Raw genomic sequence first — 16,878 nt, forward strand, 5'->3', positions numbered from 1 at the left:
CCTATCTGTCTCCGGGGACAGATAAGCCCAGGTCACGGACAGCAAGCCGTTGTCGCGTGGGAACACCGCGAACCAGCATGGAGTCGCTCGATCGCGACCCGCCTGGAGGCGACAATGGAGTTCGGAGTCCTCGGCCCGCTGAAGGTCTGGTGGCCGTCGCCGGCCGGTCCCCTGACCGCGCCCAAGCTGCGTGGGCTGCTGACGCTGCTGCTGGTGGAGGACGACCCGGTGCCCGCGGGGCAGCTGACGGAGCTGTTCCGGGGCCGCCGCGAGGCCGGCGCGCCCTCCGCGATGCACGTGTCGGTGCACACGCTGCGCCGGTGGCTGCGGGGCGGGCACCGGCTGGAGCTGACCGCGCAGGGCTACACCGTCGACGTCGACCCGGCGCTGGTCGACGCCGGGCAGTTCCGCCTGCGGCTGGCCGCCGCCGACGCCGCCACCGACCCGTACGCCCGCATCGAACTGCTCCGGTCGGCGGTGTCGCTGTGGCGCGGCCGGATCGGCGCCGACCTTGCGGTGCCGTTGCAGCAACGGGCGACGGTGCGCCGGCTGGAGGGGCTGCGGACGCGGGCGGTGGTCGGGCTGGCCGAGGCCTGCCTGGCCGCCGGTCAGCCGGGCACGGCGCTGCCCTACCTGGACGACCTGGCGCAGGGTTCGCCGTTCGACGAGCGGGTGCAGGCCCAGTTCGCGCTGGCGCTGGCGGCCTGCGGGCGGCAGGCGGACGCGCTGGCGGTCGTCGCCGGCACCCGGCGGTTGCTCGCCGAGGAGCTGGGCATCGAGTCCGGCCCGCAACTGCGCGAGGCGCACCTGCGGATCCTGCGCCAGCGCGTCCTGCCCGCACGTCCCTAGGGCGGCCGCACGGTCCTCCGGGAACCTACTGCCAGTCGCCCACCATCGGGCGGTCGGTCGTCGTGCCGTACGCCGCCCGGATCTCGGCGTCGCCGCCCTGGTTGGTGTTGCGCAGGTAGAACTCCTTCGTGGACGGTCGCCAGATGCCGGCGGTGTCCCGCCCGTCGCCGTTCCAGTCGCCCATCACCGGCTTGTCACCGGCGGAGCCGTACACGAAGGTGAAGTCGGACGCGCCGGTGCCGGTGAGCGCGTCGCGCAGGTGGAACGACCGGTCGGCCGGGTCGTAGTAGCCGAGGCTGTCGCGCCCGTCGCCGTCCCAGTCGCCGGCCAGCGGCGTGGTGGCCGGCTTCCCGGACGACTGGGTCACCTCCGCCGCACCGGCCGCGTTCGTGTTGCGCAGCCGCGCCAGCTGGTCGCCCGGCCGCCAGGTGCCCACGGTGTCCCTGCCGTCGCCGTCCCAGTCACCGGCGATCGGCACGTCCCCGCTCGCCGCGTAGCCGGCGACGAAGACGGTTTCCGGCTCCTCGTCGGCGTCGAGGGCGTCGCGCAGGTGGAACGACCGGTCCGCCGGGTCGAAGTAGCCCCACCCGTCGACGCCGTCGCCGTCCCAGTCGCCGATGACGGGCGCCTGGGAGCCGTCACCGATCGCGAAGGCGGGCACGTCACTGTTGCCCGGCGTGATGCTGGTGCGCAGGTACGCCGTGTGGTTCGACGGCCGGAACACGCCGATGGTGTCGGCGTGCGGCGCCGGCCCGGTGGCCGGGGTGCCCGGCCCGAGCAGGCTGAACGCCACCGCGCCGGTCGAGGTGAAGTCGATCGCCGGCTCGTTGCTCATCCACGCCTCCACCCGGTCCAGGTAGCGGGCGCCGTTGCCGTTGAACGCCGCGTACCGGTCCACACCGTCGGCCGGGCAGGCGCGGACGTCGTCGCCGGGCTGGAGGTCGTCGAAGGTGTCCGTACCGTTGGGGCCGTTGACCGCGGCCCCGGCCAGGACGGCGCCGGTCCCGGTGAGACTGCCGGCGAGGTTGGCGATCTGGTGGTGCGGGCATTTCGGGTACGTGCTGCCGACGCCGACGATCAGCGAGGTTCCCCAGGGGTTGCCGCCGAGGATCCAGTTCGCCTGCTGCTGGGCGAACGTCGCGTACCGGGTGCTGCCGGTGACGTCGCGGTACCGGGCGGCCTGCGCGATGAGGCCGAACGTGTGCGAGGTCGAGTCGTAGTCGTCGTAGACGGCCCCGGCGCGGAACCGGTCGGCGTTCGCCCGGGCCACGCCCGCGTCGAGCTGCTCCTCCAGCGAGGAAACGAGTTCCGCGCGGGTGACGGCCGCGCCCGAGCCGACGACGGTGGCCAGGTCGGCACTCGCGAGGGAGCCGACGTCGTACAGGTTGAGGGTGTCGTGCTCGTCGCCGTCGAGGTACTGCCGCGACCACTGCGCCGCCTGGGTGAGCCAGGCCGCCGCCCGGCTGTCTCCCAGGGCCTTGGCGGCGAGATGCAGTTCGACGCCGCCGAACGCCATGTCGTCGGTCCAGAGGTCCTCGCCGTAGTAGTCGTGCGGGAACGTGGTCACCAGTTCCCCGACCGAGGTCGTCTTCGCGAGGCCGTAGATCGCGGCCGCCTTGGTGAGCTCGGCCCGCGCCCGGGTGGGGTCGCTGGTCGCGTGGATCTGGGCGGCGATCGCGAAGGCGGCCGACACCCGCCCGGCCAGGTTCGGGCTCAGCTTGGCGCCGGGCTCGTTGGCCCGGAACACCGGCCGGTGCCGCAGGTAGTACAGATCGGTGCCGGCCGGGTCGGTGATGGTGTCGTCGGTCTCCGGCAGCCGCCACGTGTCGTGGTCGCCGAAGTAGTTCTCGTCGTCGCCGCCGCCGATGCCGACCTGCGCGTACAGGACGGAGGCGCCGTCGTCCCACATCTTGTCGAGCCAGTCGAGCCCGAAGTCGATCTCGGCCGCCCGCGCCGGGTCCGGCGATCCGGACCGCTGCGCGATCAGAAGCGTGTCGAGCGTGTACGCCGCGGTGTGCGTGAACTTCAGGTAGTCCCCCGCGTCGAACCAGCCGCCGGACACGTCGACCGTGGCCGCCTGTGCCCTGGTCAGGCCGCCGACGATGGCGCCGTCCTCGTCGAACGACGGCTTCCGGTAGACGGTGGCGGACGAGTCCGCGAGGTGCGACGCCTTGCGGTTGAGCACACCCGGCAGGACGTTCGCGCCGTCGCGGTTGGCCTGGAAGAACTTGGTCATCGTGGCCGACACCGGCGCGTACAGGCCGTTGGCCGTTCCCACCGAGAAGGTGGGCGAGGTGGTCACGCCGCTGACCCGGATGCTGTACTGGCCCGCGCTCCGCAGCGACGAGAAGTCGATCGGCGCGACGGCGGTATAGGTGCTGTTCCACGAGCCGAGACTGGCGCCGACGGTGCCGGCCAGCACCTGCGTCCCGGCGCCGTCGACCACCTGGAACGGGGCTCCGGCCTGCGCGGTGGTGCCGAGCAGGAACGCGGTCTTCGGCCCGTCGGCGGGATAGCCGACCTGGTTGACCCGGATGAAGGAGGTGACCGCGGCCTGCGCCGCGGTCACCGCCACCGGAGTGCTGCCGATCAGGGCAGCGGTCGAGAGTGCTGCGGTCAGTCTGAGTCTCACGTCGTTCTTCCTCTTCTCGGAAATCGACCCGGGACTCAGTTGTTCCACGGTGGACTTACCTCGGCCTTACCTGACCGCCCTCACGGCCGCCACGGTGAAAGGCGCAGGTGGGCATGGGTGTCCACTTTCCACATACTTTCGTCGGACCTCCACCGGGATGGGCATAATGGTCGACGTCGATGGAGGCGCCGATGGGCCGGAGGGGTGAGGCTGAGTGCGGGAACCGCTGTCGCCGTGGTGGGCCGAGGTGCAGGACGCCGCGCAGTTGCTCGCCTCCCAGCTCAACGCCTATGTCACCCACGCGGCCCGGGTCGGCGTGTACACCGCACCGCCCGGATCGCCGCCGCCGCGGCGTCGCCGGCAGCCCGGCTCCCTGCGCCATCTGGCCGAGGTGATCCGCACCCACCGCCTCGCGCCCGGCAGGTCCGTCGACAAGGACGACGTGGCGGCGGTGCTGGCCGGCGACCCGCACCGCATCGCCGATCCGGTCCTCGTCGTGGCGGTCGCCCGCGCGAGCCACCTCATCGCCGGGGAGCCGTTCGGCGACGCCGGCGCGGACCGGCTCGTGGTCGCCAGCACCCACGTGTCCTCCCTGGCCGACGCCGCGCGAGAGGCGGACGGGAACGCCCCGCGCGCCGTGCCCGCCCTCCGCCCCGCCGGGAACGACAGGATCGCCGGTGACGCCGGGCCGATCATCATCGACGCGCACTTCACCACCCGCCGCCCCGGTCGCGGCCGGGCCCTGATCGCCGGCGCCCTCAGCGCGCTGGTGCTCGCCGGTGCCGCCGCCGTGCTGGTCCTGCGCCGCGACGAACCGGACGATCGGCTGACCTCGGCGGAACCCGTCGTGGCCACGGTCGCCGGCGTGACGCCGCTGGAGCACGGGCACGCGCAGAACGACCACCTCAACGCGCGGCCGTTGCTCGACGCGCTCGACCGCGGCTTCACCAGCGTCGGGACCGACGTCCTCCTGCGTGACGACACCCTGGTGCTCTGCCACCGCCTCGTGGACGGCGCCTGCCGGGACTCCCGCGGCACCACGATCACCGCGCGGCCCTTCGAGCCGGCGTACCTGCAGCGGTTCAGCGCCCGGGTGAAGGCCAACGGCGGCCGGGTGTACCCGGGATTCCACCAGCCGGTGCTGCTCTTCGTCGGCATCGGGTGCGCGGAGGGTCCGGCCGGCTGCACCCTGCCTCCGGACCCGGCGGCCGCGGCGACCGACCCGAACAACCCGCTGGTGGTCGTCAAGAAGCTCATGAGTGCGCTCGCCCCGTACCGGGACATGCTGTACCACGTCGACCGGACGGCCCGGCGGTGGGGACCGGTGCAGATCGTCGTCACCGGCAGCCACAACGACGACCGGTTCCCGGTCAGCGCCGGCGGATACGACACCGTACGCGGCATCCTCCAGCAGCAGTCCGACATCTACACGTTCCTGGACGGCAGCTTCGACGTCGACGGGGACCAGTACAACGCGGACCTCGTCCCGGTGATCAGCTTCGAGAACCCGGCCGGCTGCGCGAAAGCCGACGAGACCCCGGTCCAGACGAGACATTGGGACGACATCGTCACGGCCCAGAGCACCGGGCACCACGTACGGCTGCGAGACGTCGCCGACTGCCCCGACCGCGGCAGTTCCTGGACCGACGCGCTGTACGCCGGCGTCGACTACATCGGCAGCGACCACGTGGCGATGCTGGGCGAGTGGATCGCCGGCACCGCCGTGGGCGGAGGCGGCGGCGACTGCGCTGTCCCCTCGTGGATAGCCACGGCCCGGCTCTACGGCCAGTACTGCACCCTCGTCGCCGGCAAGGCACCGGTCATGAGCCGCCCCGACCCCGCCTCCGCCCGCGTCGGCACCCTCGCCCACGGCGGCGCCAACTGGTTCCTGGGCCAGCAGCCCGGCAAGCCGCACACCCGCGACGAGAGCACCAACTTCTGGTGGGCGTACACGCGGGCGTCCAACGGCCGCTGGGGCTGGGTGTCGCTGACCTACTTCACCAACGGCGTCCTCGACCAGTCCGCCGACGGCCTCCAGTACGCCTGCTACGACGTACGCCCCGGCGAGCCCGACAACTGCCACGCCATCTGATCCCGCCGCGGCCCCATCCCTCGTTCGAGCTACCCATTCTGTCCACTTCGGGGCGATGTGGGCCGCCTGTCGACCTCGATAGCTTCGTCGCCAGCATCACGGGCCGCCGGGCGAACGCGGCCCGCCGGGACGAATCGAAGGACGAAGGCGATGAACAGGACACGCAGTGCCGGGGCGTCCGGCCGGTCAGGGGGCCGCCGGTTCGCCACGGCCCTGACGGCCGCAACGATGGCGGTGGCCGGCGCGACCGGCTGCAGCGACGCCGCGCACGAGGAGGACCGCCCGGCGCCGGCGGCCTCGGCCAAGCCGGCCGCGCTCACCTGGGGATCGTGCCCGGAGGCGGCGAAGGGAGTGACCCGCAATCCCGGGCTGACCTGCGCCACGGTCAAGGTGCCGCTGAACTACGACAAGCCGGACGGCACGTCGATCGAGGTGGCGATCTCCCGGCTGGCCGCCGCCGACCCCGCGAAGCGGCACGGCGTGCTGCTGCTGAACCCGGGCGGTCCCGCCCTGCCGGGTCTCGACATGCCCGGCACGATCGCACCGACGCTGCCCGAATCCGTCCTGGACGGCTACGACCTGATCGGCTTCGATCCACGCGGCGTCGAGCACAGCACCCCGCAGAGCTGCGGCCTCGAGGTCGCCGGCGTGCCGGGACATTTCCCCTACCCCGCCGCGAACGGCTCGATCACCGCGAACGTGGAGCTGGCCCGTACGGAAGCCGGGAAGTGCGCCGCGGCGGCCGGAGAGAACCTGCGGTACTTCAACACCGCCAACACCGCCCGGGACCTGGACCGCATCCGCGAGGCGCTCGGCGAGCAGAAGATCTCCTACTGGGGTCAGTCGTACGGCACCTACCTCGGCGCCGTCTACAGCTCGCTGTACCCGGAGCGGACCGACCGCATGATCCTCGAGGGCAACATCGATCCCACCAAGGTCTGGTCCGGCGAGGTGGAGGGCTGGGGCAAGGCCATGGCCGAGCGGTTCCCCGACGCGGCCGCCGTCGCCGCGGCGCAGAACGGCACCCTCCGGCTCGGCGGCACGCCCGACGAGGTCACCCGCACCTACCTCGCCCTCGCGGACCGGCTCGACCGTAAGCCCGCACCGGTGCCGGGCACTCAGCAGTCCATCACCGGGGCACTCCTGCGCACCGTCACCTACGCACTGCTCCTCGACAACAAGCACCTGCCCACCCTCGCGCAGGTCTGGCGGGCCGCCGCGGACCTCGCGGACGGTCACCTCACCGCGGCCGGCGGCGAGGTGCTCGAGCAGGTGTTCGCCGAGACGCCGCCCACCCCGGGCGTCCCCGCCGACAACCAGGCGACCATGTTCCTGGCTCTCGTCTGCGGCGACGCCGAGTGGTCCCACGACGTTGCCGGCTACGCCGCCCGCAGCGCCGCCGACCGCAGGGCGTGGCCGCTCACGGCGGGCATGCCGGCCAACGTCTGGCCCTGCGCGTTCTGGAAGGCCCCGATCGAGAAGCCGGTCACCGTGACCGGCACGGGACCCGGCGACATCCTGATCCTGCAGAACCGCCGGGACCACGCCACGTCCTGGGACTCCGGGCAGGGACTGCGCAGGGTCCTCGGCGACCGCGCCGCCCTCGTCGGTGTCGACAACGGCGGGCACTACGTCTACCACGCGGGTTCGGCCTGCGCCGACGGTGCCACCGTCGACTTCCTGACCACCGGGCGCCTGCCGGACAGGGACGTCTTCTGCACCGACGTCGGCTGAGGCGACCATACCATCCAGTTTGATCTATGCGGGTGGGTGGGTTAGCGTCACGCCGTGATTCGGATTCGCGTGATTTCGTCTATTTTCATCGGTGTCTCCGCCATGGCGGTCGCCGCCTGCGGCGGCGGCGACGAGGGTGCGACCGCCACCTTCCAGCCGCCGCCTTCCGCGCCCGCGCCCGCCAGCGCGGCTGCGGGCAAGCCGGCCGGCAGCGACAAGGAGTTGTGCGAGGCGGTGGACCAGGCGGACGTCGTCCTGACGGGCCGGATGGTGCGGGCCATGCAGGGCGGGAAGGGGCCGTCCGCCGCCGACATCAAGGACGGGCTCCTCGAGTTTGCCCAGAAGCTGAGCGCGGCGTCCGCGGGTGGTGACTCCGCGGTGGCCCGTGCGATGCGGAAGACGGCCGCCGAATCCACCGAGGTCGCTCAGGCGCCGGACCCGGCAACCGCCGGCGCCGACCCGGCCTACGAGAAGACGACCACCGACCTCGAGGCCGCCTGCCGGGCGGCCGGGGTGAAGGTCAAACTCTAGGCGCCCGCCTCGCCGGACCACATGACACGGCGTCGTAGGCTCGGCTCGTGATCGATGAGCAGACCGAGAAGCCCCGCAGGTCCTTCTGGCGCGAGCTGCCGATCCTGATGGGCGTGGCGATCCTGGTCGCCGTCCTCGTGCGGACGTTCGTGCTGCAGACCTTCTTCATTCCGTCCCAGTCGATGGAGCACACGCTCAACATCTGGGACCACGTGCTGGTCAACAAGGTCGTCTACGACGTCCGCGATCCGCACCGCGGCGAGATCATCGTCTTCGAGGCACCGTCCGAATGGCACAGTGGCACCCAGGACGAGGATTTCATCAAGCGCATCATCGGCACCCCGGGCGACCAGGTGCAGTGCTGCGATCCGCAGGGCAGGCTGATCATCAACGGCACGGCGATCGACGAACCCTTCATCTACCGTGACGCGGGCGGCACCCAGGATCCGGCGGCCGGCAAGCCGTTCAGCATCACCGTCCCACCCGGCCGTCTCTGGGTGATGGGCGACCACCGCTCCGCGTCCGGCGACTCCCTCGCGCACTGGAACGAGACCGGGGACATCACCCGGTCGACGATCGCCGAGAGCTCGGTCATCGGCCGGGCCTTCACCATCTTCTGGCCGCTGAAACGGGCGAGATGGTTGTCGGTGCCCGAGCAGTTCGACGGCGTTCCGGCCGCGCCCCGGCCGGATCACTAGGGGGCCGGGCCGTGACGGATGCCGAGCTCATCGCCATCGCGCGGGCGAGAGCGGCCGAGCTGGGCCGCACGTCGCTGAGCGACGCCGAGGTGGAGGTCCTCGGGCCGGAGGCGGAGGTGCTGCTGCGCGACCCGCGATACGCCCGCGGCGGTGGGCTCCTGGTGATCATCGAGACCGCCACCGGCACCGTCCTGCGGGTGATACCGCAGCTCTGACGGGCGCCGCTCGCGACGGGTGGCCTATCGTCGGGGCGTGTCGCTCGCCGAAGACCTGGACGACCCGGATGACCTGACCCGGCTGCTGGCCGTGGAGAAGGCCGGCCGGGACGGTGGGCCGGAGGTCATCGGCAGGCTGCTCGACCTGGCGCTGCACGACGGTGCCGAGGTGCAGGTGGCGGGTGGCATGACCGAACGGTGGGACACCGTGAGCGACGCCGCGGCGGGAGCCCTGGCGGCCGTCCTGCGCCGGCACCCGCCCGCCGGCCCGCGGATCGGCCGGGCCGTCGCCGACCTGACGGAGAACGACGACCGCGTCGCCCGGCTGCTGCACTGCCTCGGCGCCGACGCCGAGCCGCTGCGCCGCGAGCTGGAGACGAGCAGCGAGGAACGGCTCCGGCTGCGGGCGCTGCGGGCAGTCCGTCCCTCCGACCGGACCGTGGAGTTCGGCCGCCGCTTCCTCGCCGACCCCTCGCCGCTCGTCCGGCTCGAGGCGCTGCGTGGAAGTTCCCGGTTCGCTCCGGAGGACGCGCAGCGGGCACTGTCCGACGTGAACGCGGAGGTACGCCTGGCCGCGGTTCGCAAGATGCAGTGGCGGGACACACCGGCGTTCCTCGCCGGGGCGCGCGTCGAGACCGTTCGCGAGATCCGCGAGCAGTACGTGCGGGCGCTGGTCGACCTCCCGCTGACCGACGACGTGTTCGCCGCCCTGCTGGGTTACCTCGCCGACGACGGCTGGGCAGGGCGGACGGCGGCCCGGCGCCTGCGCCTGATCGACAGCCCCGGGGTCGTCGCGGCGGTCGCCTCCCGGATCCTGGTCGTCGACGACGAGGCGCACCTGGCGGACCTCGCCGGGTTCCCGCACCTGCTCGAGTACGCGCCCGAACTGGTGGAGCCCCTTCACCGGCTGCACCGCGGCGCGACGGACGGCGAACTGCTCGGCGTACTCGGCCGGCTGCCGCAGCGGTCCGCGTACCCCCTGGAAGACCCGGCGGACGGCCTGGACCCGGTGCAGCAGGCCCGGCTTCTCCGCGCCGTGCTGGGCTGGGCGCACTGCTTCCTGGAGCCGGGCGGCGGCGGGGAATCGGACGGCCTGGCGGCGTGGCTGGCGGCGCCGGACGACCGCACCGCCGCGGAGTGGATCACCGAGCACGACTGGTTCGGCACCGGGCCGGCCGCCGGCCTGCTGCACGCGGCCGTCGACGGCGACCTGCGGCGCGCCCTCGACGTCGACCTCGGCTCCGAGCTGCTGCCGCTGGCGTACGTGTTCACGGCCCGGCAGATCCGCGCCGGCGTGGACCCCCTGCCGCCGGGACCGCTGAGCCGCCTGCTGACCGAGGGCCCCGAGCTGCTGCGGGTACGCCTCCACAGAGGCCGGACCGTCGTCCTCCGGCTGCACGGCTCGGCTGCCGTCGGCCCGCGCCTCACCCCGGCGGACGCGTTGCTGCACGCGCCGTGCCCGGGTTGCGGCACCTCGACGCGGTTGCGGGGCTCACCGGGGTGGACGTACCGCGACGAGGACAGGGTGCGCGAGGTCGAGGACGGTTACGCGGCCACGCTGGCCGGCGCCTGCCCGGCCTGCGCCGCGCCGATGCGGACGGAGGTGCTGGTGTCGGTGACGGAGGGACGCTTCGACGGCCCGCGCACGATCAGCTGGGACGCCCGGTCATGAGGGTGGTCGCGGGTGTCGCGCTCCTCGCGATCGGGGCCACGCTGACGGCCGGAGGGGCCGGGTGGCCGGAGGGCCGGATCACGGCGATCGCCGTGGCCGTCCTCACGATCGCCGCCGGCTGCGCCACCCTCGCCACCCGGATCACCCTGTTCGCGGTCGCGGTCTGGGGTGCCGGGTGGGTCGCGCTGGCCGGCGGCATCGCGGCCGGTGAGTGGGTGGCGACGGCCGGCGGCGCGGTCGCGGTGGTGGCGGGCGGGACGGCGTTCGCGACGAGCAACTACGTGACCTGGTTCGGCGTGGCGTTGCTGGGCGACGCGCTGGCGCTGGGCGCGATCGCCTGGTGGGCCTGGGGCACGGGAGGCGTCGTCGCCGCGGCGGGAGCGGCCGCCTGCGCCGTCGCGTCGGCGGCGTACGGCGTGGCCGGCTTGCGCTCGTGACCCTCCCGGCCGCGCCACCGGCGCCTCCCGAAGGGGTCCGGGTTCAGAGGGCGCCCAGCGCGGTGAAGGCCTCCTCGGCCTGCTGACGCATCGCCGGCACGAGCGGCCGCACCGGCTCGGGCAGCCCCGCGGTGAGGATCGTGAACTCGGCCGGGGTGGCGAGGCGGGCGAAGAAGCCGATGTTCAGGTACGCGGCCTCGGTCGGAGCGGTCGCCATGACGCGGGTGGCGAACTCGTCCCACGCCTCGGCGGTCACATGGTCGCGCAGCGCCGGCAACAGCACCGGTTCCTCGTGGTCCAGGTGCCGGTGGACGATCACACGGACCAGCTCGGCCGCTCCGGCGAGCTCGTCGCTGCCGAGGGGTGCTTCCGCGAGCCGGTCGAGCGCCTTGTCGAGCTCCGCGTGCTCGCCGGACAGGTCCGCCAGGGGTGCGGCGGTTCCCGGTGCGATCCGCTCGATCATCGGCCACAACAGGTCGTCCTCGGACTCGTGGTGATGGCGCAGATTCTTCTCCAGGAACACTCGCAGCTCGTCGACGCGCACGGTATCGGCGGAGGGGTTGCGCGCGGCGGTCGCCAGCATCGTGGTGCCCATGCGATGCATTTCGTGGACGATGCGCGTTTCGATTACGGCCTTGGATTCGATCATGCGGCGAAACTATCGATCACATTGTGCCGCAGTCAATGAATCATGATGTGTTCAGAATTACGTGGAACCTTCCTCACTTCGTGAACCGAGAGGGACCAATAAACGTCCACGCCCGTCACCATGCCGACGGCCAGGCAAAACGTCGACGGCTGAGCCTATATCGCGGCACACCGCGGCAATGTCCGGACAATTGACGCGGGCGGCCCTGCCCGGTGGAAGAAAGCGATCGGGAGCGCTTATTTTCGATCCAGGAGCCATTTATGGATCTGCTCCGCCGCCAGCGCGATTCCCGTCGGGCCACCGGGCTTCATCGCCTGGCCGAAATGCTGCCCGGCCACCCGTACGTGCGTCTTGTCGGTGGCCGCCAGGGCCGCGTGCATCGCCGAGGCGTCGGCCGGGAAGCAGGCCTGGTCGCCGGTGAGCTCGATCAGCAGCGTCGGCGTGACCACGCCGGTGACGTTGCGGACGAAGTTGGCCCGTGAATGGTTCGCCGACCAGGTCGACAGCCAGGACGCCGGCGTGACGACCCGGGCGAAGCCCGGCAGCTGGTAGTTCCCGCGGTGCGGGCGGCGGCCGAACAGGGAGCCGTACAGCCGCTCGTTGGGGTCGATCGAGAGGTCGACCGAGCGGAGGTCGGCGTCGGTGCGGTAGATCGGGATCACGGGGACGGTGTCGGCGGCACGCCGGCTCGCCGGATCGGCGGCGTGCTCTTCCGCCGCGCGCCGCGCCTCCACGTGGGCGAGCGCGACCGCGTCGATGCGCCGGATCCGCGCGCGCTGACCCGCGCGGTAGCGCTCGACGAACTCCGGCGAGTAGCGCGCCTGCTCCGGTGGCTCCCGGAACCCGTTGGCGGGGTCGAACGGGTCCAGGCCCGGGTCGACCGACAGCGGGTCGCTCTCGTCGGTGACCGACGCGTCGATCAGGCGCTCGAGCAGAACCCCCTGGCCGGGGTGCGGCGCCAGGAAGATGGTCAGGTCCGGGACCGGCATGGTCGCGCCGGGCAGATCCACGGGTACGCCCGACGGCGACGCCGTGTACCGCTCCCGCGGCGGGGTCAGCGCCTGCTGCTGGTAGTACGCGTACAGGGTGCCCCCGCCGGAATGCCCGAGCGTGATCGTGGTCCCGAATCCGCGCTCCGCGACGAAGGACTGCCCGGCCGCCACGTCGAGCAGGGTCTGCTCGTGCACCAGGGCGAGGTCGTTGTTCACCGAACGCGAGCCCTGGGTCCACACCGAGACGCCCTCGGCCAGCAACGAGGGGATCAACGGGTGGTGGGTCACGTCCTGGCGCGGGTGCATGATGGACACGACGGGGCCCCGGCCGTCGCCGGCCGTCCGCAGGACTCCCGCGATCCGCGCGCCGTCCGCCGTCTTCAGCTCGTGCGTCGTGACCCGCACCTCCGGGGTGCTCATGACGCCTCGACGCGCAGGGCGTTCTTGTCCCACTGCACGACGCGGCCGGCGGCCAGGCCCGCGAGACAGCTGTACCAGACGGCGTGGCGACACCCGGTCTCGCGGCGGTCGATGACGATCGGCGCGCTGCTGGACAGCCGCGTGTACGGGCCGACGGCCCGGACGGCGACCCGGTCGTCGCGGGAAGCCACCTCCACGACGGGCCGGTTCTCGGGGACGTCCAGGACGTAGACGGTCGGCATCACCGGACTCGCTCGGGGGTGGGGAGCGGGTCCCGGTCCTCGGCGTGGGCGACGATCAGCTCGGCCTTGCGCCGCAGCAGCGCGTCGAGCGTGAGGTCGCCGGCGTCGGCGATGTCGAGGAGGGCCTGGACGGAGAGCGCGGCGTCGTGGTCCTCCTGCGGCGTGACCGGACGCAGCGCGCGGGTGATCTCGAGCAGGTAGCCGTTGGGGTCGTGGGTGTAGATGGACTCGATCGTCTCGTGCTGGACGCGCAGCTCCGTCGGCCAGTCGCTCAGGTCGAGCCGGTGCTGGTACTCGTTGAGGTGCTCCGCGGACTCCACGTGGATGGCCAGGTGGCGGGACGCGATGTAGAACGACGGCATCTCGTCGTTGAAGCGGGCGAAGGCGTCCCCGCGTGCCGAGACCATGGGCGGTTCGAAACCGAAGTAGTGGAAGAACGCGATCCGGTCGTCGTTGCCGATGTCGAAGAAGAAGTGCACGAAGTCGGGGTGCTTCTCCGGCCCCCAGCCGGCGGCGCAGATGGAGTGGACGACCGGGAAGCCGAGCACGTCGCGGTAGAAGCGGATGGTTCCGGCGGGGTCGAGGGTCGGGAAGGCCGCGTGGTCGACGCCTCTGGCGAGATGGGGCAGCGGTGCGGTGGGCATGGCGGGGCTCCTTTCGTCGGTGCGCCGGTCAGCTGTACGAACCCGACAGCAGGCTCCCGGCGCCGGGGAGCTTGGTGGGGAGGCCGAGACCGCGCAGGATGCCGAAGGCTCCCGCGGTCGCGGCGGAGATGACGGGGATCCCCAGCTCGTCCTCGGCCGGGGCGATGAGGGAGAGCGAGGGCATCTGGACGCAGGCGGACAGCACGACCGCATCCACGCCCGCCAGGTCGAGGTCCCGGGCGGAGGCCATGACCCGGTCGCCGGGGATGCACCCGACCTCGCGGTTGTCCTCCACCTCGAGGGCCCGCCAGTCGGACACCTCGAAGTCCTCGGCGCTCAGGTAGCCGACGACCTTGCGGGCCAGCGGGCGCAGGTACGGCGTCACCAGCGCGATCCGGCGGGCACCGAGCGCCCGCAGGGCCTCCACCAGCGCTCCGGCGCTCGATCGGATCCTGGCCGCCGATCCGCCGGTGGCGAGCTGCTCGGCGATCAGGCCCTCGGCGCGCCGGTGCTCCCCCGGCTCGCCGGCCATGAGAGCGACCAGGCACGCGTAGAGGATGACGTCCGGCGAAGCGTCGGCGATCTCGATGACACAGCGCTCACGCTGGACGTTCATGGCCCGGAGCCCGGCCGGGGTCACCGCGGTCATCCGCATGCGGGAGGAGTGGAACGTGAACTCGGCGTCGGCGCTCGACCGCAGCAGCGCCGGCAGCTCCGTCTCGACGGTCACGTTGGAGCTCGGAACGATCAGGCCGATCCTGTACGAGTCCATCCTGGCGCCGTTCCTCTCGTGTCCGACGGGCGTACCGCCTTCGCAGCCTCGACTCTAACGCACCCGTCAAATAATTGGCACTATGGTAGAACTCTCCATCGGAACGTCCCGCGCGCCCGCGCCGGGACCGGAGCGAAGCAGGCGGAGGCGGCCGTGCCCGACTGGCTGGACACACGTACCCCGATCCACGACCGCCGGCGGGCGGAGCGCTACCTCGCCGGCGGGTCCTGGTCCGACCGGACGACCGTCGAGCGCCTGCGCGAGGTGTGCGCCCGGCACGCCGGGCGCGACGCGGTCGCCGGGCCCGACGGATCCCTCACCTACCGCGAGCTCGACGAGCGCACCGACCGGATCGCCGCCGGGCTGATCGCGCTCGGCCTGCCCCGCGGCGCGCCCGTGGTGGTCCAGATCGGCAACTCCACGGAGTCGGTCCTCGCCTTCTACGCGCTGCTGAAATGCGGCGCGGTGCCGGTGGCCGCGCTGCCGGCCCACCGCGCCCACGAGATCGGCCCGATCAGCGCCGCGGTCGGCGCGGTCGCGCACCTCGTCGACGCCGAGGCCTCGAAGGGCGCCCTGATCCCGCTCGCCCGCGACAACGCCGCCGGCAACCCCGCCCCGGTGCACCTGCTCACCGTCGGCCCGGCGCCGGCGGGCTTCACGCGGGTCTCGGAGCTGGGCGCGGACGTACCGGCCGACCGCGCCCGTGCACAGGTCGACGCCGTCCAGGACCGGATCCACCACGAGGACGTCGCGGTCTTCCAGCTCTCCGGCGGCACCACGGGTACGCCCAAGCTCATCCCGCGGCTGCACGCCGAGTACTGGAACAACGCCGTGGCCAACTCCCGGGCCCTGGGCCGTACCCCGGCCTCCCGGATCGGGCACGTCCTGCCGCTGCTGCACAACGCGGGGGTCATCAACGCCCTGTTCGGCGCCCACGTCGTCGGCGGCTGCTTCGTGGCCGTGCCGTTCGGCCGGGCAGCCGAGACGATGCGGCTGCTGATCGAGCACCGGGTGAACGACATGATGATCGGCGGTCCGATGGCCTCCTGGCTCGACGAGGACCCGTGGGACGAGCTGGCGTCCGCCCTCGAAGTGGTGATCTTCTCCGGGTCGAAGCTGCCGCGGTCGCTCTTCGACGCGTGCACCGCGCGGGGCATCTGGATGGGCCAGACGTGGGGCATGGCCGAGGGCCCCTACACCTCCACGCGCCGCACGGATCCGCCCGGCGTCCGCTCGGCGACGGTCGGCAGCCCGGTCTACGGAGCCGACGACGAGATGCTGATCGTCGACCCGGTGACGCACGTCCCGCTCCCGGCCGGAGAGACCGGCATGCTCGTCTTCCGCGGCCCCAGCACGCTGGCGGGCTACTTCGACGCGCCCGGGCACAACAGGGCCGCCTTCACCGCGGAGGGTCTGCTGCTGACCGGCGACCTGGCCAGGCTCGTCGAGCGGGACGGCGGACGGCATCTGTCCATCGAGGGGCGGCTCAAGGACGTCATCAGCCGCGGGGGCGAGAAGTTCAGCACCGAGGAGGTCGAGAAGCTGCTGCTCCAGCATCCCTCGATCGCCGAGGCGGCCGTCGTGGCCATGCCGGACGAGCGGCTGGGGGAACGGGCGTGCGCCTACCTCGTCCCCGCCGAGGGCCTGACGGCACCTTCGCTCACCGACGTACAGAAGCATTTCGAAGGGTTGGGGGTGGCGAAGTACAAATGGCCGGAACGGCTGGAGCTGCTGCCGGCGCTGCCGCGGACCGCGACCTACAAAGTGAACAAGGTGCTGCTGCGCACCCTCGCCGCCGAGCTCGGGACGGCTCGCGATGCCTGACGTCGTGGGTGCCGAGGATCTCGTCGTGGGGACCGTCGTCGACCTGGGCAGCTACACCGTCACCCGGGCGGAGATCCTGGCGTTCGCCGCCCACTGGGACCCGCAGGCGATCCACCTCGACGACGACTACGCCGCCGGGCACGAGTTCGGCGAGATCATCGCCAGCGGGGTGCACACCCTCGGCGTCTACCAGCGGCTCGCGGTCCTCGGCGTCTACCGGCGGTGGCCGATCATCGCCGGCCGGGCCATCCGCGACGTTCAGCTGACCTACGCGGTGCGTGCCGGCGCGACGCTGCGGGGCGAGGTCGAGATCGCGGCCGTGCACCTGACCGACGAGGCGCGGGCGCTGGTCACCACGTACGGCCGGCTCTTCGTCGGTGACCGGCCGGCGCTGCGCCTGACCACCGACGCCTACCTGCGCAGACGACCGCGGGACGACGGGCGGGCCGGACGTGGCACGGAGTAGGATCGCAGC

At 72.5% G+C, this 16,878-nt stretch carries 16 protein-coding genes; 10 read left to right on the plus strand and 6 right to left on the minus strand.

Annotation, left to right across the window (positions count from 1 at the left end; genetic code table 11):
• The first annotated feature begins 114 nt into the window (after positions 1-114).
• On the plus strand, positions 115-849 hold the full coding sequence (locus tag CLV70_RS11510) for an AfsR/SARP family transcriptional regulator (protein WP_158277752.1): 735 nt from the start codon (positions 115-117) through the stop codon (positions 847-849).
• A 25-nt stretch (positions 850-874) separates the two neighbouring features.
• On the opposite strand, the gene CLV70_RS11515 is transcribed toward CLV70_RS11510, so the two are convergent.
• On the minus strand, positions 875-3,481 hold the full coding sequence (locus CLV70_RS11515) for a glycoside hydrolase family 9 protein (protein WP_106126406.1): 2,607 nt from the start codon (positions 3,479-3,481) through the stop codon (positions 875-877).
• A gap of 214 nt (positions 3,482-3,695) precedes the next feature.
• Between CLV70_RS11515 and CLV70_RS11520 the strand changes: the two genes are divergently transcribed.
• From CLV70_RS11520 to CLV70_RS11550, 7 genes are all read left to right on the plus strand, one after another.
• The gene (locus tag CLV70_RS11520; RefSeq protein WP_106126407.1) at positions 3,696-5,573 is read left to right on the plus strand and encodes a PI-PLC domain-containing protein; all 1,878 of its coding nucleotides are present in this window, start codon (positions 3,696-3,698) and stop codon (positions 5,571-5,573) included.
• Between the two features lie 150 nt (positions 5,574-5,723).
• A complete protein-coding gene (locus CLV70_RS11525) occupies positions 5,724-7,307 on the plus strand; it encodes an alpha/beta fold hydrolase (protein WP_106126408.1) in 1,584 nt (527 codons plus the stop codon).
• A 54-nt stretch (positions 7,308-7,361) separates the two neighbouring features.
• The gene (locus CLV70_RS11530) at positions 7,362-7,838 is read left to right on the plus strand and encodes a hypothetical protein (protein WP_146164032.1); all 477 of its coding nucleotides are present in this window, start codon (positions 7,362-7,364) and stop codon (positions 7,836-7,838) included.
• Positions 7,839-7,885: 47 nt separating this feature from the next.
• Entirely contained in the window at positions 7,886-8,536 is a 651-nt protein-coding gene (gene lepB / locus CLV70_RS11535) for a signal peptidase I (RefSeq protein WP_106126410.1), read from the plus strand.
• 11 nt (positions 8,537-8,547) lie between these two features.
• On the plus strand, positions 8,548-8,751 hold the full coding sequence (locus tag CLV70_RS11540; RefSeq protein WP_106126411.1) for a hypothetical protein: 204 nt from the start codon (positions 8,548-8,550) through the stop codon (positions 8,749-8,751).
• 37 nt (positions 8,752-8,788) lie between these two features.
• Positions 8,789-10,423, plus strand: coding sequence for a hypothetical protein (locus CLV70_RS11545; protein WP_106126412.1), 1,635 nt, complete (start codon positions 8,789-8,791; stop codon positions 10,421-10,423).
• On the plus strand, positions 10,420-10,860 hold the full coding sequence (locus CLV70_RS11550; RefSeq protein ID WP_146164033.1) for a hypothetical protein: 441 nt from the start codon (positions 10,420-10,422) through the stop codon (positions 10,858-10,860). Before CLV70_RS11545 ends, CLV70_RS11550 begins: the two co-directional genes overlap by 4 nt.
• A 43-nt stretch (positions 10,861-10,903) precedes the next feature.
• Here the strand turns inward: CLV70_RS11550 and CLV70_RS11555 are convergent, their stop codons facing one another.
• From CLV70_RS11555 to CLV70_RS11575, 5 genes are all read right to left on the minus strand, one after another.
• Positions 10,904-11,509: a hemerythrin domain-containing protein gene (locus CLV70_RS11555; RefSeq protein ID WP_106126414.1), complete on the minus strand. Its 606-nt coding sequence runs from the start codon at positions 11,507-11,509 to the stop codon at positions 10,904-10,906.
• 236 nt (positions 11,510-11,745) lie between these two features.
• Positions 11,746-12,921 (minus strand): alpha/beta hydrolase, encoded by a 1,176-nt coding sequence (locus tag CLV70_RS11560; protein WP_106126415.1) that lies wholly within the window; start codon positions 12,919-12,921, stop codon positions 11,746-11,748.
• Positions 12,918-13,163 carry a hypothetical protein gene (locus CLV70_RS11565; RefSeq protein ID WP_106126533.1) on the minus strand — a complete coding sequence of 82 codons (246 nt, stop codon included), beginning with the start codon at positions 13,161-13,163 and terminating at the stop codon, positions 12,918-12,920. Before CLV70_RS11565 ends, CLV70_RS11560 begins: the two co-directional genes overlap by 4 nt.
• The gene (locus CLV70_RS11570; RefSeq protein WP_106126416.1) at positions 13,163-13,807 is read right to left on the minus strand and encodes a VOC family protein; all 645 of its coding nucleotides are present in this window, start codon (positions 13,805-13,807) and stop codon (positions 13,163-13,165) included. Before CLV70_RS11570 ends, CLV70_RS11565 begins: the two co-directional genes overlap by 1 nt.
• A 28-nt stretch (positions 13,808-13,835) precedes the next feature.
• A complete protein-coding gene (locus CLV70_RS11575) occupies positions 13,836-14,579 on the minus strand; it encodes a maleate cis-trans isomerase family protein (RefSeq protein WP_106126417.1) in 744 nt (247 codons plus the stop codon).
• A gap of 153 nt (positions 14,580-14,732) precedes the next feature.
• Between CLV70_RS11575 and CLV70_RS11580 the strand changes: the two genes are divergently transcribed.
• Together CLV70_RS11580 and CLV70_RS11585 are read left to right on the plus strand one after the other, a co-directional pair.
• A complete protein-coding gene (locus CLV70_RS11580; protein WP_158277753.1) occupies positions 14,733-16,403 on the plus strand; it encodes an AMP-binding protein in 1,671 nt (556 codons plus the stop codon).
• Positions 16,396-16,869, plus strand: a complete 474-nt coding sequence (locus CLV70_RS11585; RefSeq protein ID WP_106126419.1) for a MaoC/PaaZ C-terminal domain-containing protein — start codon at positions 16,396-16,398, stop codon at positions 16,867-16,869. Before CLV70_RS11580 ends, CLV70_RS11585 begins: the two co-directional genes overlap by 8 nt.
• The last annotated feature ends 9 nt before the right edge of the window (positions 16,870-16,878 follow it).

The organism is Pseudosporangium ferrugineum (genome assembly GCF_003002065.1).
GTDB lineage: Bacteria > Actinomycetota > Actinomycetes > Mycobacteriales > Micromonosporaceae > Actinoplanes > Actinoplanes ferrugineus_A.

Excerpts from the sequence above, each read along its gene's own strand:
- CLV70_RS11510 (WP_158277752.1), top strand. The coding sequence starts at position 115 with ATGGAGTTCGGAGTCCTCGGCCCGCTGAAGGTCTGGTGGCCGTCGCCG.
- CLV70_RS11525 (WP_106126408.1), top strand. The coding sequence starts at position 5,724 with ATGAACAGGACACGCAGTGCCGGGGCGTCCGGCCGGTCAGGGGGCCGC.
- CLV70_RS11550 (WP_146164033.1), top strand. The coding sequence starts at position 10,420 with ATGAGGGTGGTCGCGGGTGTCGCGCTCCTCGCGATCGGGGCCACGCTG.
- CLV70_RS11555 (WP_106126414.1), bottom strand. The coding sequence starts at position 11,509 with ATGATCGAATCCAAGGCCGTAATCGAAACGCGCATCGTCCACGAAATG.
- CLV70_RS11560 (WP_106126415.1), bottom strand. The coding sequence starts at position 12,921 with ATGAGCACCCCGGAGGTGCGGGTCACGACGCACGAGCTGAAGACGGCG.
- CLV70_RS11565 (WP_106126533.1), bottom strand. The coding sequence starts at position 13,163 with ATGCCGACCGTCTACGTCCTGGACGTCCCCGAGAACCGGCCCGTCGTG.
- CLV70_RS11570 (WP_106126416.1), bottom strand. The coding sequence starts at position 13,807 with ATGCCCACCGCACCGCTGCCCCATCTCGCCAGAGGCGTCGACCACGCG.
- CLV70_RS11575 (WP_106126417.1), bottom strand. The coding sequence starts at position 14,579 with ATGGACTCGTACAGGATCGGCCTGATCGTTCCGAGCTCCAACGTGACC.
- CLV70_RS11585 (WP_106126419.1), top strand. The coding sequence starts at position 16,396 with ATGCCTGACGTCGTGGGTGCCGAGGATCTCGTCGTGGGGACCGTCGTC.